Origin of the sequence: Streptomyces sp. NBC_00224 (assembly GCF_041435195.1) — a bacterium.
Classification (GTDB): Bacteria; Actinomycetota; Actinomycetes; order Streptomycetales; family Streptomycetaceae; genus Streptomyces.
The window spans coordinates 4,571,629-4,593,142 of sequence record NZ_CP108106.1 but is presented as its reverse complement, the minus strand read 5'-3'; the positions used below and the strand labels follow the sequence as shown (position 1 = coordinate 4,593,142).

21 protein-coding genes are annotated in these 21,514 nt (G+C 72.0%); 12 read left to right on the top strand and 9 right to left on the bottom strand.

Translation table 11 applies throughout. From position 1 onward, the window contains the following. Positions 1-55: 55 nt before the first annotated feature. Entirely contained in the window at positions 56-781 is a 726-nt protein-coding gene (locus tag OG965_RS20385) for an SLATT domain-containing protein (protein ID WP_371653519.1), read from the bottom strand. Between the two features lie 313 nt (positions 782-1,094). Here OG965_RS20385 and OG965_RS20380 point away from each other — a divergent pair, with 313 nt between their 5' ends. From OG965_RS20380 to OG965_RS20350, 7 genes are all read left to right on the top strand, one after another. Next, a complete protein-coding gene (locus OG965_RS20380; protein ID WP_101388998.1) occupies positions 1,095-1,430 on the top strand; it encodes a YbaB/EbfC family nucleoid-associated protein in 336 nt (111 codons plus the stop codon). Positions 1,431-1,556: 126 nt separating this feature from the next. Continuing rightward, positions 1,557-2,156: a recombination mediator RecR gene (gene recR / locus OG965_RS20375; RefSeq protein WP_371653518.1), complete on the top strand. Its 600-nt coding sequence runs from the start codon at positions 1,557-1,559 to the stop codon at positions 2,154-2,156. After that, entirely contained in the window at positions 2,149-2,808 is a 660-nt protein-coding gene (locus tag OG965_RS20370) for a DUF5063 domain-containing protein (protein WP_371653517.1), read from the top strand. Before recR ends, OG965_RS20370 begins: the two co-directional genes overlap by 8 nt. Before the next feature lie 225 nt (positions 2,809-3,033). Beyond that, positions 3,034-4,305, top strand: a complete 1,272-nt coding sequence (locus OG965_RS20365; protein WP_266981148.1) for an aspartate kinase — start codon at positions 3,034-3,036, stop codon at positions 4,303-4,305. Next, positions 4,302-5,357 carry an aspartate-semialdehyde dehydrogenase gene (locus OG965_RS20360; RefSeq protein ID WP_371653516.1) on the top strand — a complete coding sequence of 352 codons (1,056 nt, stop codon included), beginning with the start codon at positions 4,302-4,304 and terminating at the stop codon, positions 5,355-5,357. Before OG965_RS20365 ends, OG965_RS20360 begins: the two co-directional genes overlap by 4 nt. Positions 5,358-5,652: 295 nt before the next feature. Then, complete coding sequence (locus OG965_RS20355; RefSeq protein ID WP_371653515.1) at positions 5,653-6,324, top strand: SigE family RNA polymerase sigma factor; 672 nt, start codon at positions 5,653-5,655, stop codon at positions 6,322-6,324. Next, positions 6,321-7,640 (top strand): hypothetical protein, encoded by a 1,320-nt coding sequence (locus OG965_RS20350; RefSeq protein WP_371653514.1) that lies wholly within the window; start codon positions 6,321-6,323, stop codon positions 7,638-7,640. The genes OG965_RS20355 and OG965_RS20350 overlap by 4 nt, the downstream gene beginning before the upstream one ends. Before the next feature lie 204 nt (positions 7,641-7,844). Here the strand turns inward: OG965_RS20350 and OG965_RS20345 are convergent, their stop codons facing one another. From OG965_RS20345 to tatA, 3 genes are all read right to left on the bottom strand, one after another. After that, positions 7,845-8,609, bottom strand: coding sequence for an SURF1 family protein (locus OG965_RS20345; RefSeq protein WP_371653513.1), 765 nt, complete (start codon positions 8,607-8,609; stop codon positions 7,845-7,847). A gap of 81 nt (positions 8,610-8,690) precedes the next feature. Continuing rightward, complete coding sequence (locus OG965_RS20340; protein ID WP_371657004.1) at positions 8,691-10,457, bottom strand: prolyl oligopeptidase family serine peptidase; 1,767 nt, start codon at positions 10,455-10,457, stop codon at positions 8,691-8,693. A gap of 90 nt (positions 10,458-10,547) precedes the next feature. After that, a complete protein-coding gene (gene tatA / locus OG965_RS20335) occupies positions 10,548-10,760 on the bottom strand; it encodes a Sec-independent protein translocase subunit TatA (protein WP_371653512.1) in 213 nt (70 codons plus the stop codon). A 90-nt stretch (positions 10,761-10,850) separates the two neighbouring features. Here tatA and OG965_RS20330 point away from each other — a divergent pair, with 90 nt between their 5' ends. From OG965_RS20330 to OG965_RS20320, 3 genes are all read left to right on the top strand, one after another. Next, entirely contained in the window at positions 10,851-12,359 is a 1,509-nt protein-coding gene (locus tag OG965_RS20330) for an LCP family protein (RefSeq protein WP_371653511.1), read from the top strand. 100 nt (positions 12,360-12,459) lie between these two features. Next, entirely contained in the window at positions 12,460-13,998 is a 1,539-nt protein-coding gene (locus OG965_RS20325; protein WP_371653510.1) for an alkaline phosphatase, read from the top strand. Between the two features lie 184 nt (positions 13,999-14,182). Then, a complete protein-coding gene (locus OG965_RS20320; protein WP_371653509.1) occupies positions 14,183-14,773 on the top strand; it encodes a hypothetical protein in 591 nt (196 codons plus the stop codon). Between the two features lie 41 nt (positions 14,774-14,814). Here the strand turns inward: OG965_RS20320 and OG965_RS20315 are convergent, their stop codons facing one another. Together OG965_RS20315 and OG965_RS20310 are read right to left on the bottom strand one after the other, a co-directional pair. Continuing rightward, positions 14,815-16,476 carry an FAD-binding dehydrogenase gene (locus OG965_RS20315; RefSeq protein ID WP_371653508.1) on the bottom strand — a complete coding sequence of 554 codons (1,662 nt, stop codon included), beginning with the start codon at positions 16,474-16,476 and terminating at the stop codon, positions 14,815-14,817. A 23-nt stretch (positions 16,477-16,499) separates the two neighbouring features. Continuing rightward, complete coding sequence (locus tag OG965_RS20310) at positions 16,500-17,132, bottom strand: TetR/AcrR family transcriptional regulator (protein ID WP_371653507.1); 633 nt, start codon at positions 17,130-17,132, stop codon at positions 16,500-16,502. 283 nt (positions 17,133-17,415) lie between these two features. Here OG965_RS20310 and OG965_RS20305 point away from each other — a divergent pair, with 283 nt between their 5' ends. Continuing rightward, complete coding sequence (locus tag OG965_RS20305; protein ID WP_371653506.1) at positions 17,416-19,191, top strand: S8 family serine peptidase; 1,776 nt, start codon at positions 17,416-17,418, stop codon at positions 19,189-19,191. Between the two features lie 35 nt (positions 19,192-19,226). Then, positions 19,227-19,703: a hypothetical protein gene (locus OG965_RS20300; protein WP_371653505.1), complete on the top strand. Its 477-nt coding sequence runs from the start codon at positions 19,227-19,229 to the stop codon at positions 19,701-19,703. Positions 19,704-19,786: 83 nt separating this feature from the next. Here OG965_RS20300 and OG965_RS20295 read toward each other — a convergent pair whose 3' ends face one another. From OG965_RS20295 to OG965_RS20285, 3 genes are all read right to left on the bottom strand, one after another. Beyond that, a complete protein-coding gene (locus OG965_RS20295) occupies positions 19,787-20,443 on the bottom strand; it encodes a disulfide bond formation protein B (RefSeq protein ID WP_371653504.1) in 657 nt (218 codons plus the stop codon). A gap of 1 nt (position 20,444) precedes the next feature. Continuing rightward, positions 20,445-20,603, bottom strand: coding sequence for a DUF5993 family protein (locus OG965_RS20290; protein ID WP_371653503.1), 159 nt, complete (start codon positions 20,601-20,603; stop codon positions 20,445-20,447). 165 nt (positions 20,604-20,768) lie between these two features. Next, positions 20,769-21,506: an ANTAR domain-containing protein gene (locus tag OG965_RS20285; RefSeq protein WP_371653502.1), complete on the bottom strand. Its 738-nt coding sequence runs from the start codon at positions 21,504-21,506 to the stop codon at positions 20,769-20,771. Positions 21,507-21,514: the final 8 nt, after the last annotated feature.

Sequence of the window (21,514 nt, the reverse complement as noted above, 5' to 3'; positions counted from 1 at the left end):
ACCCCCGGAGGGTTTAGGCGAAGGGGCGGGGTGGGGAGAGGCCGCCGCAGGACCGCTAGCGCGGGGGCTCCGGGGGGCGTTGGCGGGGCATGTTCGGGCGGGTGCCCGGGGGGAGGGGGAAGCGGCCGGGTCCGGGGGCCGCGTCCGGGCGGGGGGACGAGGACGCCAGGGACTGCATCACCAAGGGGGCGGGGCCGGACCGGAACTCCACCATCCAGTCCGCCGTCTCGGACCGCACCAACTCCGTGACGTCCTCCGAGAACCGACGCAGAACGGTGAGGCAGCGTTCCGCCGCCTCACTCGCCGTCCCCTCCGTCGGCCCCAGAACCTCCCGCACACTCTCCGCCGCCCAGTCGAACTGCAGCCCCTGCAACCGCCGCTGCACCGCCTGCGCCGTCGCCACGTCCCGCATCCACCCGGACGTCAGCCCGAAGTAGCGGTCGCAGGCCAGGCACGCCGCGCCGAGGAGCAGGGAGAAGTAGCCCCAGCCGGACGCGCTCGACAGCGCGCCCGTCACGTCGAGGAGCGGCAGCGTCGCCCCGGCGATCGCGCCCGCCGCCGTACACACCCGCAGCACCCGCGCGCCCCGCCGTTTCCACAGCCGGTCCGCGAGGTACCACTCGGCCGTGCGCAGCGCGCCCGCCTCGACCCACCGGTACAGCTCGTCCAGCCGTTCCGCGGGCTCGCCCCAGTCGCCGAGCGGGAACGGGCGCCCGGTCAGGTCGCGCTCGTCCCGGGGCGGTCCCGGGGGCCCCTCGGGCTGCATCTCCGGCTGGCTCACCCGGCGCTCCCTCCGCGGTGCGTATCGAAATCATCGGCGTCCGTCCCACTCGGTGACGTAACGTACAGTTACGCCACATCACCATGCGCGACGATCTCCGGCCTCCCCCGAGACGTGACTGCCCTTCCTACCGCCGAATGGTGGGAGCGAGGGCCGATATCCCGGTATTTCCCCCCGTAAGTGGGCCTTGATCAGGTAGGCGAACCTCGGTCGACTCACTCGAAAGAGTTGCGGAGCAGGGCGCGGGGAGACCACGTAGGCTCGGAGTGCCGGAGCCTTCCGGCAGACGACGACGCTGAAGACGGAGTGCACCGTGATTCCTGGTGGTGGCCAGCCCAACATGCAGCAGCTGCTCCAGCAGGCGCAGCAGATGCAGCAGGATCTCGCCCGCGCGCAGGAGGAGCTCGCCGCGACCGAGGTCGACGGCCAGGCCGGCGGCGGGCTCGTGAAGGCGACCGTGACCGGCTCCGGCGAGTTGCGCGGCCTCGTCATCGACCCGAAGGCGGTCGACCCCGAGGACACCGAGACGCTCGCCGACCTCGTCGTCGCCGCCGTACAGGCCGCGAACGAGAACGCGCAGCAGCTCCAGCAGCAGAAGCTCGGTCCGCTGGCGCAGGGCCTCGGCGGCATGCCGGGCCTGCCCTTCTGAGCCGAGGGGCAAGGCCGCTCCCGAGGGCGCGCTCCTGAACAGTGGTGAACAACGCGGGTCCGCCCTTCTGCGGCGCCCGCCCACCAACTACCGTAGGCACCCAGACGAACCACGAGAGGCAGTCCGTTGTACGAAGGCGTGGTCCAGGACCTCATCGACGAGTTGGGCAGGCTGCCCGGCGTCGGTCCCAAGAGCGCGCAGCGGATCGCCTTCCACATCCTCCAGGCCGAGCCCACGGACGTGCGCCGACTCGCGCACGCCCTGCTCGAAGTGAAGGACAAGGTCCGGTTCTGCGCGGTCTGCGGCAACGTGGCGCAGGAGGAGCGCTGCAACATCTGCCGCGACCCGCGCCGCGACCCGGCCGTCATCTGTGTCGTGGAGGAGCCCAAGGACGTCGTGGCGGTCGAGCGGACCCGCGAGTTCCGCGGCCGCTACCACGTGCTCGGCGGCGCCATCAGCCCCATCGAGGGAGTCGGCCCGGACGATCTGCGCATCCGCGAGCTGCTCGCCCGGCTCGCCGACGGCACGGTCACCGAGCTGATCCTGGCCACCGACCCGAACCTGGAGGGCGAGGCCACGGCGACGTACCTCGCCCGCATGATCAAGCCGATGGGCCTGCGGGTCACCCGGCTGGCCAGCGGACTCCCCGTCGGGGGAGATCTGGAGTACGCGGACGAGGTCACGCTCGGGCGGGCCTTTGAAGGAAGGCGACTTCTCGATGTCTGACGCAACGCTGCACGCGGTCAACCAGGATCCGGACGACTTCGCGGTCCAGATCGCGGATCAGGTCGAGTCGTTCATCGTCGCGGTCACGGAAGTGGCCAAGGGCGACGAGCCGGACAGCGCGGTGCCGTTCCTGCTCCTGGAGGTCTCCCAGCTGCTGCTCGCCGGGGGCCGCCTCGGCGCGCACGAGGACATCGTCCCGGACGAGCGGTACGAGCCGGACCTCGGCCCCGAGCCGGACGTCGACGACCTGCGTGAGCGGTTCGCGGCCCTGCTCGAACCCATCGACGTGTACTCCGAGGTCTTCGACCCGTACGAGCCGCGCAAGGCGCCCGTGCCGTGCCGGATCTCCGACGACCTGGCCGACGTCGTCACCGACCTGCGCCACGGCCTCGCCCACTACCGCGCGGGCCGCACCACCGAGGCGCTGTGGTGGTGGCAGTTCTCCTACTTCTCCAACTGGGGCTCGACCGCCTCGGCGACCCTGCGGGCCCTCCAGGCCCTGGTCGCCCACGTCCGCCTCAACCAGCCCCTGCAGGAGCTGGACGGCCTCGACACGGACGAGGACCTGACCGAGGAGTCGCTCGCCGAGGAGGCGGGCCGCGTCATGGCCGAGGAGATCGCGGGCCCGCTGGGCCTGCGCACGGTCAAGTAGTCCGTACTCGCTCGTACGGCTTGTGAGCCGCCCCACACCCGTGCGTACATCCACGGCCGAGGGGCATGTGCCCCTCCACGAGCGGACCGGATCCGAGCCACCCACCCGGGGCCTACCAAGATCACATCGTGAGCGGGACATCTCACGATGTGGCACCTCCCGGGCGGATCCGGGCCGCTCGTTAGACTGAGCCGACCGTAGTAATGGACTGAGCGAGGAGCGCACGTGGGCCTTGTCGTGCAGAAGTACGGAGGCTCCTCCGTTGCCGATGCCGAGGGCATCAAGCGCGTCGCCAAGCGGATCGTGGAAGCCAAGAAGAACGGCCACCAGGTGGTCGTCGTGGTTTCCGCGATGGGCGACACGACGGACGAGTTGATCGATCTCGCCGAGCAGGTATCTCCGATGCCCACCGGCCGGGAATTCGACATGCTGCTGACCGCCGGAGAGCGGATCTCCATGGCCCTGCTGGCCATGGCGATCAAAAACCTGGGCCACAAGGCCCAGTCGTTCACGGGCAGCCAGGCCGGCGTCATCACGGACTCGGTCCACAACAAAGCGCGGATCATCGATGTCACGCCGGGCCGGATCCGGACCTCGATCGACGAGGGCAACATCGCCATCGTCGCCGGGTTCCAGGGCGTCAGCCAGGAGGGCAAGAACATCACCACGCTCGGGCGCGGTGGTTCGGACACCACGGCCGTCGCGCTGGCCGCCGCCCTCGACGCCGAGGTCTGCGAGATCTACACGGACGTCGACGGTGTGTTCACCGCCGACCCGCGGGTGGTGAAGAAGGCCCGCAAGATCGAGTGGATCTCCTTCGAGGACATGCTGGAGCTGGCCGCGTCCGGCTCCAAGGTGCTGCTGCACCGCTGCGTCGAGTACGCACGCCGTTACAACATTCCGATCCATGTGCGGTCGTCCTTCAGCGGACTTCAGGGCACCTGGGTCAGCAACGAACCGCGAGGGGATCAGCAGGTGGAGCACGCCATCATCTCCGGAGTCGCGCACGACGTCTCCGAGGCGAAGATCACGGTGGTCGGGGTCCCCGACAAGCCGGGCGAGGCCGCGGCCATCTTCCGGACCATCGCCAATGCCGAGATCAACATCGACATGGTCGTCCAGAACGTCTCCGCCGCCTCCACCGGGCTGACGGACATCTCGTTCACCCTGCCCAAGGCCGAGGGCCGCAAGGCCATCGACGCCCTGGAGCGGGCCAAGGCGACCATCGGCTTCGAGTCGCTGCGCTACGACGACCAGATCGCCAAGATCTCGCTGGTCGGCGCCGGGATGAAGACCAACCCGGGCGTCACCGCCGGGTTCTTCGAGGCGCTCAGCGACGCGGGCGTGAACATCGAGCTGATCTCCACCTCCGAGATCCGCATCTCCGTGGTCACCCGCGCCGACGATGTCAACGAGGCCGTGCGCGCCGTGCACACCGCCTTCGGGCTGGACTCCGACTCCGACGAGGCCGTGGTCTACGGAGGCACCGGACGATGAACCGCAAGCCGGCGCTCGCGGTCGTCGGAGCGACCGGGGGCGCCGGCGCGGTGATGCTCCAGATCCTGTCCCAGCACGCGGACGTCTGGGGCGAGATCAGGCTGGTCGCCTCCCCCCGCTCGGCGGGCCGCAAGCTCGTCGTGCGCGGTGCGGAGACCGAGGTCCTGGCCCTGGGCGAGGAGGCGCTCGACGGCGTCGACGTCGCCGTCTTCCTGGTGCCCGAGCAGGTGGCCGCCCAGTGGGCGCCGGTCGCCGCGGCCAAGGGCGCGGTGGTCGTCGACACTTCGGCGGCCTTCCGCATGGACCCGGACGTGCCGCTGGTGGTGCCCGAGGTCAACCCGCACGCCGTACGGCTGCGGCCGCGCGGCATCGTGGCCTCCCCGCACTGCGTCACCCTCGCGCTGATCGTGGCGGTGGGCGCGCTGCACGCCGAGTACGGCCTCAGCGGGCTCGTCGTCTCCACGTACCAGGCGGTCAGCGGCGCCGGACGGGCCGGCGTCGAGACCCTGCGCGAACAGCTCTCCCTCGTCGCGGGTACGGAACTGGGCACCGGTCCCGGCGATGTGCGCCGGGCCGTGGGCGAGGACACCGGGCCGTTCGCGGCGCCGGTGGCGCTCAACGTGGTGCCCTGGTCCGGGGACCCGGCCGACGGCGGCTGGTCCAGCGAGGAGCTGGGGCTGCGCGAGGAGACCCGCAAGGTGCTCGGCCTGCCGCGGCTCGCGGTGGCCGCGACCTGTGTCCGGGTCCCGGTGATCACCACCCACTCCGTCTCCGTGCACGCCACCTTCGAGAACGAGGTCGAGGTGGCCCGGGCCCACGAGATCCTGGCGACCGCGCCCGGCGTGGTGCTCCTGGACGACCCGGCGGCGGGCGAGTTTCCGACGCCCGCCGACGCGGTCGGCACCGACCCGGCGTGGGTGGGACGGGTGCGGCGCTCACCCGACGATCCGTACGCGCTCGATCTCTTCGTCTGCGGCGACAACCTCCGCAAGGGCTCGGCTTTGAACGCCGCTCAGATCGCCGAACTGGCGGCCGGGGAATTCGGCGGCTGAATACCGGCTCGATTTCGCCGCCGAGAAGGCCACAGAGTTTGTAGGATCTGTGAACGCTCTGTGAGCAAGTCGCTGGTCTGTACCACTTGAACTGCGCTGTTGCCCTGTTACACGATTCATTTCCGTGTCCCTGCAACCGGCAGCCCGGCATGGAGCGTCTATGCGGTCGCCCATCAAGGTGCCGTAAATATTCGGGCATTGGGGAAGAGCGAGTACGCATGAGGACATTTGTCGCACTGTCAAAAACGGTGTCGTACGCGTACAACCCTGACGGGGGGAAGCGTGTCCAACTGGCGTGGCAGAGGTTCTCGACATCAGCGCTATTCCGGTGCGCGGCGCGGTGGTCCGTCCGCTCCGGCGGCCCCGGCCGGCCGGCGGCATGCCGGTGATCGCCCCCATGCCGACCGCGCGCCCCACCCGTGTCCCGGCCCAGCCGACGTCGGCCCGCGAGGGCACTGACGACGCCATGGCCGCTGGTACCACCGTCGACCACCTCACCGAGACCTACCGCGCGCACTACCGCTCGCTGCTCGGGCTCGCCGCGCTGCTGCTCGACGACACGGCCTCCTGCGAGGACGTCGTCCAGGAGGCCTTCATCCGTGTCCACTCGGCCCGTTCGCGCGTGCGCGAGCCCGAGAAGACGCTCGCCTATCTGCGCCAGACCGTCGTCAACCTGTCCCGCTCGGCCCTGCGCCGCCGCATCCTCGGGCTCAAGCTGCTCTCCAAGCCGATGCCCGACATGGCGAGCGCCGAGGAGGGGGCGTACGACCAGCTGGAGCGGGACGCGCTGATCAAGGCCATGCGCGGCCTCCAGCGCCGCCAGCGCGAGGTCCTCGTGCTGCGGTACTTCGCGGACATGACCGAGTCCCAGGTCGCCGAGACGCTGGGGATATCCCTGGGCTCGGTGAAGGCGTACGGCTCGCGCGGCATCGCGGCACTCCGGATAGCCATGGAGGCACCGGTATGAGCGCCAAGTGGAATGCGGGATTCGGGGGCGGGGAGGAACGGCGGGGAGACGGCGAGGAGCGCGGTGACCACCGCGGCCGCCGGGACGACGACTCACACAGCGCGTACGGAACACCCGGCGCGGCCGGGGCCCGGGGGGAACACGGGCACCACGGCGAACACGGGCACCACGGCGAACACGGCCACGGCCGCCGCCACGGGGAGAGCACATACGGGCCCGACCGCCCTCTGGACGACCGGACTGGAAACGGAATTGTGAACGACCCCTTCCCACCTGGCCTCACCCCGGACGAAGACGCGCTGCGCCGGATGCTGCACGGCGCGGTGGACGGCATGGAGCCGTCCGAGGGAGCCCTGGACCAGCTGCGCCGGGCCGTCCCCGCCCGCCAGGCCCGCAAGAAGCAGGCGGTGGTCGGCGCGGCCGCCGCGGCGCTGCTCCTCGGCACCGCGATCCCCGCGTTCCTGCACGTCGCCAACACCGGCGCGGCCTCCGAGGACCGGCCCACCATCGCCGGGCACGGCCGGCAGACCCAGGGCGGCACCGGCACCGCGCCGGGCGTGGAGGACGGTGACCGGGGGGCCGACAGGCCCTCCGGCCGGACCACCCGCACCCCGGCGCCGACCGGGACCGTGAAGCCCGAGGAGCCCGGCCGGACCGCCGTCGGCGGCACCGTGGGCGGCGAGACCGGACCCGTCGGCGGGCCCGTGGTCGTCGGCTCACCGGTCTGCGACGCGACCGAACTCGGCGTGAAGTCCGCCCGGATCAGCAAGCCCGACGCCGACGGCAAGGTCTACGGCACGTTCCGCGTCGCCAATGTCTCGCAGAAGCTCTGCCAGGTCACCGGGGCCGGCAAGGTCGACTTCCAGGCGCTGGGAGCTGCCGACGCCTCCCGGATCACCGTCGTGGACCACTCCACCGGCGACCCGGCGGCCCGGCTGCCCGACCCCTCGCTCGAAGCCACCGGTCTGGTGCTCAAGCCGTCGGCCGCGTACGAGGTCAAGTTCGCCTGGGTGCCGTCCGAGACCTGCCCCAAGCCGCAGCCCTCGCCCGACCCCTCGCCGTCGACGGTCAGCGGAGGAGGCGGCGGGGCGACCGCCGGCACCGGGACCGGTACGGCCCCGACGGGCACCGAGCCCCAGCTGAGCGCCGTCGACCCGGCGACGCCCGTCACCCCGACGGACGGCAAGGTCGCGGTGACCCACGTCGCCGAGCCCGGCGCGCCGACCGCCGAGGCGACCATCCCCAACGCCTGTGCCGGAACGATCTACCGCACGGGTGTCCTGGCGGCCCCGGCGCCGACCCCGGCCGCACCCTGACGGCTCCTCATCCGGAGGGGGAGGAGCACGAGGGGGCGGGGCCGGTCGCAGTCCGGCCCCGCCCCCATGCTTTTAAGGGGCGCGGGGACATGCTTTTCAGGGGCGCACGGACATGCTTCTAAGGGGCGCGGGGAACTGCGCGACCAGCCACAGACGGCCCGAACCCGACAACGCGGCCGCACCCGACAACGCGTCCGAACCGAATCAGCCCGTACCGCTGGGCTCGGGCGCCAGGCCCAACTCCGCGTCCTCCGCCGCCTCGGCCTCGCGCCGCAGCAGCCGGAACCACATGAACACCACGAACCCGGCGAAGACGAACCACTCACCGGTGTAGCCGAGGTTCTGGAACGCCTTCAGGTCCAGGCCGGTGTTCTGCGGCTTGGCGGCCGGCACGGCCGTCATCCCCGAGTCGGCCTTGGCGAGCGTGATCCACGCGTCGTACACCTCGTACGGCACGAGGTTGACCAGCGACGCCGCGCTGATCATCCCGAGCTGCCCCCGCGGGAGCCCGCCCGAGGCGTTCACCCCGTCCGTGCCGGGCGTCTCGGAGGCCTGGAGCGCGCCGTCGACGGCGACCTCGCCGGTGGGCGGGGCCGGTACCGGGCGGCCCTTGGGCAGCCAGCCGCGCACCACGGGCAGCGCCTTGCCGCCGTCGGTGCGCAGCAGGGTCAGCACGTACGAGCCGCTCTTGCCGTCCACCTGCCGGTCCGGCACCAGGAACTGCTCCCCGTACCGCCCGGTCGCGCTCGCCGTGCGGCCCGAGGTCTTCTGGTCGACGGGCAGCAGCTCGTGCAGTGGCGCGGCCTTCAGCTCGGAGGCGTCGGGCTCCTTCTCGGCCGCGTTGTGCGACTGCACGCGGTCCTCGAAGCGGCCGAGCTGCCAGGCCCCCATGAACACGCAGAAGGGGATGGCCAGCACGACGAAGACGTTGATCCCCCACCAGCGGGGCGTCAGCAGGAACCGGTACACACCACCACGGTACGGAATCCCTCCGGGGGGCGGGGCTGCGGGGTGCCCGCCTGTCTCTGATGGCCTCGCTCGGCCTCTCGCCTATGGCGCCAAGTGCCTCCCCGCGAACTCCAGCTCCAGCCGCACCTGCTTGATCCGCTCCTCCACGACCAGCGAGCCGTGCCCCGCGTCGTAGCGGTACACCTCGTGCACCGCGCCCCTCGCGGCCAGGCGGTCCACATAGTTCTCGACCTGGCGGATCGGGCAGCGCGGGTCGTTGACGCCCGCAGAGATGTAGACGGGGGCCTTCACCGCGTCCACGTACGTCAGCGGCGACGACGCCTCGAAGCGGTCCGGGACCTCCTCCGGGGTGCCGCCGAGCAGCGTGCGGTCCATCGCCTTCAGGGCTTCCATCTCGTCGTGGTACGCCGTCACATAGTCCGCGACCGGCACCACCGCGAGGCCGAGTGTCCACGCGCCCGGCTGGGTGCCCAGGCCGAGCAGGGTCAGATAGCCGCCCCAGGACGCGCCCGCCAGGACCAACTTGGAGGGGTCGGCGAGGCCGGACGACACCGCCCACTCCCGGACCGCCGCCACGTCCTCCAGCTCGATGAGCCCGACCCGGTGCTTGAGCGCGTCCGTCCACTCCCTGCCGTATCCCGTGGAGCCCCGGTAGTTGACGCGTACCACCGCGTACCCGTGGTCCAGCCAGGCCGCCGGGCCCGCCGCGAACGCGTCGCTGTCGTGCCAGGTCGGGCCGCCGTGGAGCTCGAAGACGGTCGGGAACGGGCCGGACCCGGCCGGCTTCTGCACCAGCGCGTGGATACGGCCCCCGGGCCCCTCCACCCACGCGTCCTCCACCGGGACCGAGCCCGGTGCCTTCATCCCCGGCGGGTCGAGGACGACCGCGCCGGTGGTGGAGCGCACCTCGGAGGGGCGCGCCGCCGACGACCACAGGTACTCCACGGTCCCGTCGGGCCGGGCCGTGGCGCCCGAGACGGAACCGGCCGGGGTCTCCACCTCGACCAGCTCGGCCGCCGCCAGGTCGTACCGGAACAGCTCGCTGCGGGCCTCGAAGCTGTGGACGACGAGCAGCGCCGAGCCGTCCGGATACCACTCCGCCACGACGTCGCCCGGCAGTTCGAGCGCGAGCTCGGTCTCCTCGCCGGACGCCACGTCCCACACCATGGGCTCCCAGCGGCCCCGGCGCTGGTGCGCGATCAGCAGCCGGGTGTCGCCGGGCAGCGGCGCGAAGCCGAGCACCTCCAGGCCGAGCTCCTCCGCGCCGCCCTTGGTGTCGTCGAGCTCGGCGGCCGTGGAGCCGTCGAGCCGGAGCACGCGCAGCGCCGAGTGCATCGCGTCGCCGTGCTCGGTGTGCTCCAGGGCGATCAGCGCCCCGTCGTACGAGAGGTCGCCGACGCCCGCCGACTCGCGGTGCCGGTAGATCTCGGCCGGCGCGGCCCCCGGCCGTACGACGTGGACCGTCGTGCCGTCCTCGTCGGTGGAGCGGCCGACCACCGCCGTGCCGTCCCGGCCGAGGGCGAGGCCTGCCGGGTAGGACGGCTCCAGGCCGGGCACGGCGGGCTCGTCGTCGCCCCCGCCGAACGGCTGGCGCATCCACACGCCGAACTCGTCCCCGTCCGTGTCGCTGAACCACCAGATCCACTCGCCGTCCGGCGTCAGCACCCCGTCCGTCGTCCCGTTCGGCCGGTCCGTCGCCTGGCGCTGGGCGCCGGTCGCCCGGTCCCATGCGTACAGCTCGTACGTCCCCGTCGCGTTCGACACGAACAGCGAGCGGTCCGGGGCGTCCTCCGCCCAGTCGGGGAGCCCGACCCTGGGCGCCCTGAACCGCTTCTCCCACTCCGGCATCTCGTTCATGGACCCCATCATGCGCCGCCCGGCCGACATCGTCCGCAGCCTGTGGACAACTCCGCTCGACGTGAGGGCGGCGCAGGAGGTTCAGGCCTCCGGGATCCTGCGGGGCGCGGTCTCGGTCGCCGTGCCCGCCTGGCCCGACTCGTCCTTCATCGCCCGCGTCTCGCTCTTGAGGATCCGCAGCGACTTGCCCAGCGCCCGAGCCGTGTCGGGCAGCTTCTTGGAGCCGAAGAGCAGGATCAGCACCACGGCAACGATCAGCAGATGCCAGGGCTCCAGGCCATTGCGCAGGAACATCCCGTCGTCCTTCCCTCTCGGCGGCTCTCTTAGAAAGACTTGCTACATTGCGCAACTGTACAACCAAACGGACACGGATGGGGCGTACGGATGGCAGGCAGCCACAAGGCGGGACACGCGCGCGGCGGGAGCCGGAAGGGTGCCGTCGGCGCGCCCCCGGCCCGGCGGCGCAGACGCAACCGACTGCGTCTGGCGCTCGCCGTGCTGGTGTCCTTCCTGGTCCTCGCGATGGCCGGGGTCGGCTGGATCTACCTCCAGCTCAACGGCGACATCCGCACCTTCGACGACGGCGGGGTCTCGGGCGACCGCCCGGCCGCCTCGGCCAAGGGCCAGAACGTCCTGGTCATCGGCTCGGACTCGCGCGCCGGCGACAACGAGCGGTACGGCCACGGCGACGGTGACATCGGCCGCTCGGACACCGCGTTCCTGATGCACGTCCACGCCGACCGCAAGCACGCCACGGCCGTCTCCATACCCCGCGACACCCTGGTCGACATACCGCCGTGCAAGCTGCCGAACGGCAGTTGGACCAAGACCCGGCACAACGTGATGTTCAACTCGGCGTTCTCCGTGGGCGACACCGCCAAGGGCAACCCGGCCTGCACCCAGAACACCGTCGAGAAGCTGACCGGGCTGCGCGTCGACCACACCGTGGTCGTGGACTTCGCGGGCTTCGCCAAGATGACCGAGGCCGTCGGCGGCGTCCGGGTCTGCGTACCCAAGGACATCTACCAGGGCGACCTCAACCCCAACCTCCACGCGCGCGGGGAGCGGCTGTTCACCAAGGGCGTCCAGGAGGTCTCCGGCCAGAAGGCGCTCGACTACGTACGCATCCGGCACGGCATGGGCGACGGCTCGGACATCGGACGCATCCAGCGCCAGCAGGCGTTCATCTCCAGCCTCATGAAGAAGGTGAAGTCGCAGGGCTTCAGCCCGACCACCCTCTTCCCGCTCGCCAAGGCCGCCACCCAGTCAATGACCGTCGACCCGGGCCTGGGCTCGGCCGACAAGCTGATCTCCTTCGCCATGTCGATGAAGAGAATCGACCTGCACAACACCAAGTTCGTCACCCTGCCCTGGCGGTACGAGGGCGCGCGCGTGGCGATAGTGCAGCCGCAGGCCGACGCGCTCTTCGCGGCCCTGCGCGCGGACCGGACCGTCGACGGCAAGGACGCGGGCGGCACACAGGAGCAGGCACAGGCCACCTCGCCGAGCCCGAGCCCGAGCGCCCCGCCGTCCGGCGCCGGGGTGTCCGTCGCCGTCTACAACGGCACCACCACCAAGGGCCTGGCCGCCCGCGCCGCCGACGCCCTGAAGGCGGGCGGCTACACGGTCACCGGCACGGCGACCGCCGCCACCCAGGACTTCGTCCACACCGTCATCGAGTACGGGCCGGGCGAGCGCACCCACGCCGACGCGCTCGCCCAGCGCTTCCCCGGCGCGTTGCTGCGCCCGGCCAAGGCCGAGGGGCTCAGCGTCATCCTCGGCGCCAAGTACGCCGCTGACCCCACAGGCGCCCCCGCCGCCGTCCCCTCCGAGGTCGCGGACAAGGCCCGCTCGGCGGACGACGACATCTGCTCCGGCCTCTCGTACGGGTAGAGCACCACCCCGGAGCGCCGCCACGGAAAGGCAAAGCCGTTCGTTCGCCGTACGCCCGCACCTCACAACTCGTTCATATTCGGCTCATAGCTTCGCGGCCATGAGATCCATGGGACACAAGCGCCGCAAGGCGCTGACGGTGGTGGCGCTGGCCTCCGCCGTCGCGGCGGGCAGCGCCGTCACGGCCAACTCCGCCCCGCAGCACGATGCCCGCCCGTTCCCGGGCCACGGCCAGGAGATACACAACGTCATCTACCTCCTCGGCGACGGCATGGGCCGCACCCATGTCACCGCCGGCCGCGAGCGCTACTACGGCGCCCAGGGCAAGCTGAACATGGAGCGCCTGCCCTACACCGGCGCGGTCGCCACGTACGCCGTCGAGAAGGGCACCGACCAGCCCGCGCTCGTCACCGACTCGGCGAGCTCCGCGACCGCCTGGTCGTCCGGCGTGAAGACGTACAACGCCGCGCTCGGCGTGGACGCGTACGAGAAGCGCCGCGTCACGCTGATGGAGCAGGCCAAGAAGGCCGGCTTCGCCACCGGCAACGTCTCGACCGCCGAGGTCACCGACGCCACCCCCGGCGCCCAGTTCAGCCATGTGCTGCTGCGCGGCTGCCAGGGCCCGGTCTACTCGGACGCGGCCTGCCTGCCGAAGAACGCGGACGGCTCGTACGAGAAGGCCCCCGAGGACAAGACGCTGATCACCCCGGTCGCCGAGCAGATCGCCCGCAACGGCACCGCCGACGTGGTCCTCGGCGGCGGCCTCGCCCGCTTCGAGCCGGACGACCAGAAGGCCCTCCAGGCCCAGGGCTACCAGGTGCTCGGCAGCTTCGGCGACGCGAACCTGCCCGCCCAGACCGCCGCCAGCCAGAAGGTCGCCACCAAGGCCGACCTCGACGGCGTCAAGGGCAAGAAGGTCGTCGGCCTCTTCAACCGCGGCAACCTGACCGTCGAGCAGGCCAAGGCCGGGCTCCCGGCGGACGCCCCGCAGAAGCAGGAGCCGACCCTCTCCGACATGGCGAAGAAGTCGATCGACCTGCTCAACGGCCGGTCCAAGAAGGGCTTCTTCCTCCAGATCGAGGGCGCCCAGATCGACAAGCGCTCGCACGCCAACGACGCCGCCCAGACGCTCGCCGAGGTCAAGGCGTTCGACGACGCGGTCAAGGCCGCGTACGACTTCGCCAAGAAGGACGGGCACACGCTGGTCGTCGTCACCGCCGACCACGAGTGCGCGGGCTTCAACATCATCGAGAAGGGCACGTACACCAACGCCGAGTCCGTCGCGCCCCCGGCCAACACGGACGCGGGCAACCCGGCGAACAACTCGACGCCGTCGCGCGACAAGTCGGGTGCCAAGGACCCGGTCCGCTCGTCCGGCATCCTCAACGGCGCCGGCTCCGGCGACGCCAAGAACTTCGCCCCGGCGACCTTCCGTACGCCGGACGACGCGGCGGGCGTCAAGGACGGCAGCCCCGACGCGAGCCTCTGGCTGACCTACCTCTCCGGCAACCACACCGGCGCCGACGTGCCGATCTTCGCGTACGGGCCGGGCGCCGAGAAGTTCGCGGCGAGCCAGATCAACACCGAGCTGTACGGCAAGATGTACCGCTCGCTGTTCGGCCGGGCGCCGCGCGGCTGACGCGGCAGGGCCGTTGGTGGCACGACGTTTCACGTGAAACGCGGACTGTTCCACACGAGCTGTTTCACGTGAAACGTCGCCCCAACAGCCCGCTTCCGCCCAGCGGTTGACCCGCCGTGGCCAGCCACCAGGGGCCGGGGGTCACCCTCTCCCGGCCCCGCACCCGCCGACACAGGAGTACGCAGTGAACCGCTCGATCCGTCTGGCCGCCCTCGCCCTGACCGCCCTGGCCCTCACCACGGCCTGCGGAGGCTCCGGCGGCGACAAGGCCGACGCCGGGCAGCGGCCCGCGCAGGCCGAGCAGGCGGCGGCCCCGGCCGTCACCTTCCCCGCGCCGAGCGGGGCACCGGCGCCCGCCGCGACCCTCGCCAAGGTCCCGGCGAGGGGTGAAGTGCGGTTGGAACAGGGCCCGTTCACGGACCGGGTGCGAATCACAAAGCTCACGCTCTCCGAGAAGTCCACGGAGAAGGCCTCCGGAAAGTCCTCCGAGAAGCCGTCCGTCACCGGTCACTTCGCCATCACCTCCGACGTGAGCGATGTGCTCGCGCTGGAGTTGCGCGCCGCGTTCTACGACGAGCGCGGCCACCTCGTCGGCACCGGCTCCTTCCAGTACGCGGAGGAGGGTGAGGCGGGCGAGGCCGCCCACGGCACCGCCGGGCACGCCGCACCCCGCGCGGAGGGCGCCGGCATCGACTTCACCGCCGTACCGAAGGCCCCGCTGACAGGGAAGGCGACGAGCGCCGTGCTGTCCGTGCCGGTGCTGGTCAACGAGTAACTGAACGAGTAACTGTCAGAAGGGCGTTGGTCCCGCGGCCCTCACGCCAGCCGCCGTGCCAGCGCCCGTCCGGCCGCCCGGCCCGAGAAGATGCAGCCGCCGAGGAACGTCCCTTCCAGCGCGTTGTAGCCGTGCACCCCGCCGCCGCCGAACCCGGCGACCTCACCGGCCGCGTACAGCCCGTCGAACGGGGTGCCGTCCGGCCGTACGACCTGCGACTCCAGGGTCGTCTCCAGGCCGCCGAGCGTCTTGCGCGTCAGTACGTGCAGCCGTACGGCGATGAGCGGCCCGTGCGCCGGGTCGAGCAGCCGGTGCGGCTTGGCGACCCGGGTGATGCGGTCCGGCCAGTACGCGCGCGCGTTGCGCATCGACATGACCTGGAAGTCCTTGCCGAACCCGTTGTCGATCTCGCGGTCGCGCGCCAGGATCTCCCGCTCCACCTGGTCGAGTTCGAGCTTGGGGCCGGGGGAGATCGCGTTCATGCCGTCGACGAGGTCGCGCAGGGTGCGGCGGACGACGAAGTCCTCGCCGTGGTCGAGGAACGCCTGCACGGGGCCGGGCGCGCCCTTGCGCACCCGCGAGAGCACCAGCTTCAGGTCCTTGCCGGTGATGTCGGGGTTCTGCTCCGAGCCGGAGAGCGCGAACTCCTTCTCCACGATGGACCGCGTCAGCACGAACCAGGTGTGGTCGTGGCCGGTCCCCACGATGTGCTTGAGCGTGCCGAGGGTGTCGTGGCCGGGGAAGAGCGGCGCGGGCAGCCGCCGCCCGGTCGCGTCCAGCCAGAGCGAGGAGGGCCCGGGGATGATCCGGATCCCGTGGCCGGGCCAGATCGGGTCCCAGTTCTTCAGGCCCTCGGTGTAGTGCCACATGCGGTCGCGGTTGACGATCGAGCCGCCCGCGCCCTCGGTGATGCCGAGCATCCGCCCGTCCACGTACGCGGGCACACCGGTCACCATCGAGCGCGGCGCGGGCCCCATCCGCTCGACCGGCCAGTTCCTGCGGACCAGGTCGTGGTCGCCGCCGATGCCGCCCGAGGTGACGACGACGGCCTGTGCGCGCAGCTCGAACTCGCCGTCCACCTCCCGCGAGGAGGCGACGCCGCGCGGCTCGGCCGACGGCACCAGGACGCTCCCGCGCACCCCGACCGCCGCCCCGCCCTCGACGATCAAGTCGTCCACGCGATGGCGGTACTTGAAGGTCACGAGCCCGCGCGCGGCGGCCGCCAGGACCGGCTCGCGGAAGACCCGGACGACCTCGGGCCCGGTCCCCCACGTCAGATGGAAGCGGGGCACCGAGTTGCCGTGCCCGCCCGCCGTGCCCGCGCCGCGCTCGGCCCACCCGACGGTCGGCGTCACGCGCAGCCCGAGCCCGTGCAGATAGCTCCGCTTCTCCCCGGCGGCGAAGTTGACGTACGCCTTCGCCCACTGGCGCGGCCAGTGGTCCTCGCGCTCGCGGTCGAAGCCGGCCGAGCCCATCCAATCGGCGAGCGCCAGGTCGTACGAGTCCTTGACGCCCATCCGGCGCTGCTCGGGGCTGTCGACGAAGAACAGCCCGCCGAGCGACCAGAAGGCCTGTCCGCCGAGGTTGGCCTCGTTCTCCTGGTCGACGACGAGCACCTTGCGGCCCGCGCGGACGAGTTCGTACGTGGCGACGAGCCCGGCGAGGCCGGCTCCCACGACGATGACATCGGCGTCGTCACTCACGGCGGTCTCCTGGGGGGTAGGGGTTAGGAGGTTGCGGTGCTGTAGGCCTGGAGCACGTGCAGGAAGAGCGTTTCGCGGCGGGCCAGGACGGCCTCGCTGCCGGGGTCGAGCAGGACCTGGACGGCGGTGCCGTCGTGGACGGCGACGAGCGCCTGCCCGAGCGCGTCCTCGTCGGTCACCCGGCGCCCGGTGCGCCCGAGCGCCGCCACGACCGCGGGCAGCACGGCGTCCTGGATCGCCTGCTCCCGGGCGGCCATCACCCGCCGCAGGGCGGGGTTGCGCAGGGCGTGCGCGGTGAACTCGGCGGTGACCCGGTACCAGGCGTCGTCCACCGGGATGGCCCGCAGCGCGGCCCGTACGGCGTCCTCGGGCGCGGCCGCCGACACCTCGTCGAGGGCGGCGCGCACATCCGCGAGCAGCCGGGTCGAGCGCTCCTCCCACATGGCGAGGAACAGCTCGTCGAGCGAGGTGAAGTTCGAGTAGAAGGCGCCGCGGGTGTAGCCGGCCCGCTCACAGATCTGCTCGACGGTGGACCGGCCGAACCCTTCCTCGGCGAACACTTCGAGCGCCGAGTCGAGCAGCCGCCGCCGGGTGCGGGCGCGACGCGTGGTGACGCGCTTGGGCGGGGGCGGCTGCGCCGGGGCGGTGGTGCTCATGGGATGGGTTCCCTCTCTCGGATACGTGAACGTATCCGATGCACTGATGTATCGACAAGGGCTCTGACCTGGATGTTCGAGTCGCCCCCGTCCTCCCTCTCGCCCACCCACCTGCCCGGCCGGGCCGCCCGGCCGAGGTGGCTCGTATCCGTCCCATCGATTCGGCCGCGTCGGCCTTTGTCGAGATTGCCTCCTGTACAGGTCGGGATCCCCGCAGCAGGGTTCTCCCCGTCGGACGCATGGCCACGGACGCGTGGCCACGGACGGATGGGGAGTGGGAACCATGGGCGACTCGCTCGGCTCGGCACGCTCGGCCGGGGCACAGGACCCCGGGCCCGAGGGCGCGGGCTTCGCGTACCACCCGGTCGAGCGGGAGCTGATCGTGGTCGCCCGCCCCGAGCTCGCCGAGAGCGGCTCGCCGTCCGGGGAGCCCCTGGAATCGTCGGCCCTGGACATCTTCCTGATGGACCAACAGCTGGCTCTGGAGCCGCTGTTCGGCAGTGAGGCCCGGGTACGTGAGGCGCTGGCGCTGCTCCCCCGGCACGGCGCCGACGTACCCGACCTCACGCTCTTCCACCGGGTGCGCGGCGGCGAGGAACGCCTGGAGGAGCTCGCCTCCCGGCTCGCGGGGCTGCCGGGGATAGAGACGGCGTACGTGAAGCCGAGCGCTTTCCCGGCGACGGGCCCGTTCGGCGCGAAGGACGACAAGGCCGACAAGGACGACGCGGACGAGCGTACGGATGAAGGGCGGCGCGAGAAGGAAGGGGCCGTCACCCCCGACTTCAGCGGCCGCCAGGGCTACTTGGGGCCCGCGCCCCAGGGCGTGGACGCGGCCTGGGCGTGGCTCCAGGCGGGCGGCTCCGGCGAGGGCGTGAGCATCGTCGACGTCGAGGCGGCGTGGCAGCTCGGCCACCGCGACCTCGGCCCCAGGCTCGCCGGGATCGTCGCGGGCACCCCCGTCGAGGACCTGGCCTGGCGCAACCACGGCACCGGTGTGCTCGGGGTGCTCGGCGGCAGCCGCACCGGCAGCGGCACGCTGGGCATCGTCCCGGAAGCCGTCCTCGCGCTCGCCTCGGTCCACGGCATCGGCACGGCCCGGGCCATCACCTGCGCCGCCGACCGCCTCACCCCCGGCGACATCCTGCTGGTCCCGCTGCACCGCCCCGGCCCGCGCTTCGGGTACGCGGCCGACGACGACCAGCGCGGTCACATCCCGCTGGAGTGGTGGCCCGACGACTTCGCGGCCGTACGGTACGCGACGGCGCGCGGCGTGGTGGTCGTCGAGGCGGCGGGCAACGGCGCGGAGAGCCTGGACGACGCGCTGTACGAGGCGCGCCCGGACGGCTTCCCGGCGTGGTGGCGCAACCCGTTCGACCCGGCGGCCCCCTCCTCCGGCGCGATCGTGGTCGGCGCGGGCGCCCCGCCCCCGGGCACGCACGGCCGCGACCACGGACCCGACCGCTCCCGCCTCGGCTTCTCCAACTTCGGTACGCGGGTGGACGCCCAGGGCTGGGGCCACGAGGTCACCACGGCGGGCGGCTTCTGGAACCGGCCGGGCGAACTGCAGGGCGGCCAGTCGGAGGACACCTGGTACACGGACGCGTTCTCCGGCACCTCGCCGGCGTCCGCGCAGGTCGCGGGCGTGCTCGCCTCGCTCCAGGGGATGCTGCGCACGGCGGGCCTGGCCCCGCTGGCGCCCGAGCCCCTGCGCGAGCTCCTGCGCCGCACCGGCTCGCCCCAGCGGGAGGCGCCGGGCCGCCCGTCCTCGCAGCGCATCGGCACCCGCCCGGACCTGCGCGCCGCGGTGGCCCACCTCGTACCGCGCCGGATCACGGAGGGCCCGGCGGAACGCTTCTGGGACGACCTGCTGCCCGACCCGCAAGGCAGCGCCACGCGCCTGCGCCTGTACGTGAACGGGGCGTGGCGCACCCTCGGCGACCCCGAGCCGCACGTCCGCCTCGCGGTCCACACCGCGTTCGCGGGCGGCCGCCACGCCGTACGCGTCCGGTACACCGATGACGACGAGGTCGTGGGCGTGACGGTGACGGGCGAGCGGTGAACCCCGGACCCCGACACTACGAAAGGGGAACAGAGATGACGTCCTTCGTACCGCAGCAGTTCGAGCAGGACATGGGCCAGGGCCTGGGGATGAGCCAGGGCCAGGGCCAGGGCTTCGGCCAGGGTCAGGGCGTCCCGCAGCACCTCCAGCAGCTGCACCAGCTGGGCCAGCAGCAGCCGTTCCAGTCGCTGCTCCAGCAGTTCGGCCGGCACCAGGGCGGCCAGGCACAGACACAGCCCCAGGGCCAGCCCCAGCCCCAGGCGCAGCCCCAAGCGCAGTACTTCGTGGCGTACGCCACGGCGGTGCAGGCCCCGATCGCCGCGTTCCCGGGGATCGAGGCGGCCATGACGCTGGTGGTCAATGGGCGCCAGGTGCGGCTGCCGCACCCGAGCCAGTTCGTGATCGAGCGGGTCCTGAGCGCGTTCCACCACGGCCAGTTCGTACGGGTCGCGTACGACGACCGGATGATGGTGAAGGGGATAGAGATAGAGGCGTCGAGGCCGGTGCAGTAGCGCTCTGACCATCGAGGAGGGGCCCGGGCCGCGAAGAGGGTGGCCCGGGCCCGACGACGTCATGATGCGCCGCCCGCGAGGAGTCAGGGCAGCAGATGGACGTCGTAGAAGAACTGATAGCGCGGCGGGTCGTCAGGAAGGAACCAGTGGAACCCTTCCAGCAGAAACACGGCGACGAGGTTCACGGCGATGACGAGCGCGACGAAGGCCAGAACACACCGCCCGACGGCACGGTGGGGCGAGCCGGGAAGGACGCGGTCGGCGGTGACGGGCGCGAAGGCGAGGACGACGCCGACGGCGATGACCGACGCGATGAAGAGGACCCAGGCCCAGACGTACAGATGCAGCCCGAGGACGGGGCTCCCGTACCCCTTGTCGCCGGGCAGGATGTGCAGCATGGTCTGCCGCCACGAGGTGAACCCGCCGCCCACACAAGCGACGAGGGCGAGCCCCCACCCGGTCATGTAGTCGCTCCCGGACACCCTGCCGGTCATCCCCTGCCGTACGACGTACGCGGCCCCGAGCGCGGCCAGCAGCATGAACATCCGCTGCACCATGCAGAGCGGGCAGGGATACTCCCAGTCCGCGAACTGGACGGCGAGCCCGCCGCACACGACCCCGGTCCACCCGACGGCGAAGAGACAGGCGAACCAGTACTGCACCTGCCCGAGCACCCCGCGCCGCTCGTCGATCACGAGGGGTACGGGGGACGTGCTCGGCGTACCACTGTCGGCGGCCATCTCAGTAACTCAGCCCCAGCCCGAGCCCGCTGGTGATGTGATGCGCGAGCAGAAAACACACGGCGACAAACACCACCCACCACGCACCGGGCCCCACCACCCCCCGCCGCCAGATCCCCACGACGACGACCAGCAGCCCCCCGAAGATCAGCGTGTCCATGGCCGGAAGCTAGCGGGCGGGGCGCGGGGGAGGGGGGAGGTGACGGGGGGACGCGCTCGGGGGTGCCTCGGGAGGGGGTACGGGACCGTCCGCCAGAAGCAAGGCGCGCCCCTCAACCGACGGCAACGTGAGATGACGGGCTACCCCTTCACTTCCCATTAGGTGTCACGGCGTGGGGTCGGTCAGATCAGGATCCGCCCGTCCCTCGACGACCTCATGGGCCACGTCCCGCACCGGTCGCTGACGTGAACGGGCGTGTTTGCGCAGAAGGTCGAAGGCTTCGTCCAGGGGCACGGCCCGGCGGCTCGCGAGCACGCCCTTGGCCTGTTCGATGACCACGCGGCTGGTCAACGCGTGTTCCAGCTGGGTGGTGAGGGTCTGGCTGCGGGCGGCCTCGCGGGCGCGTTCCAGGATGACGGCGGTGAAGTCCGCGAGCGACCGGCCGAGGAACAGCGTCGTCGGGGAGAAGGCGTGCTGTGCGCAGGACAGCAGGATGAGCGCACCGCTCGTTCCGGCGGGTTCGCGCAGGGGGATGGCCACGACGTGGGTGTAGCCCAGCCTCAGCGCCCGTGGGGTGTAGTGCGGCCACCGCTGCCTGGTGGGACGGCTGTCGAGAGCCGCCTGGGCCCAGGGCCCCGCGTCGGCCCGGTGGCAGTCGTGCCCGGGGCCCTCTCGCCACCCGACGGCCTCGTGTTCCAGGCGGAGCGACTGGGGGTCGGAGCCCGCCACGTGTGCCGCGCCGTAGCCCTCGGGGGCGAACACCACGGTCGCGGCGCGGGCGCCGAGCAGGGCCGGGGCACGCTGTGCCAGGACGGACAGTGGCCCGGGTAAGTCCGACGAACCGTCCGCCGTGCTGCCGGCCAGGGCCAGGAACGCGTCGGCCAGGCGCTGTTCGGACGTCATGACACCTC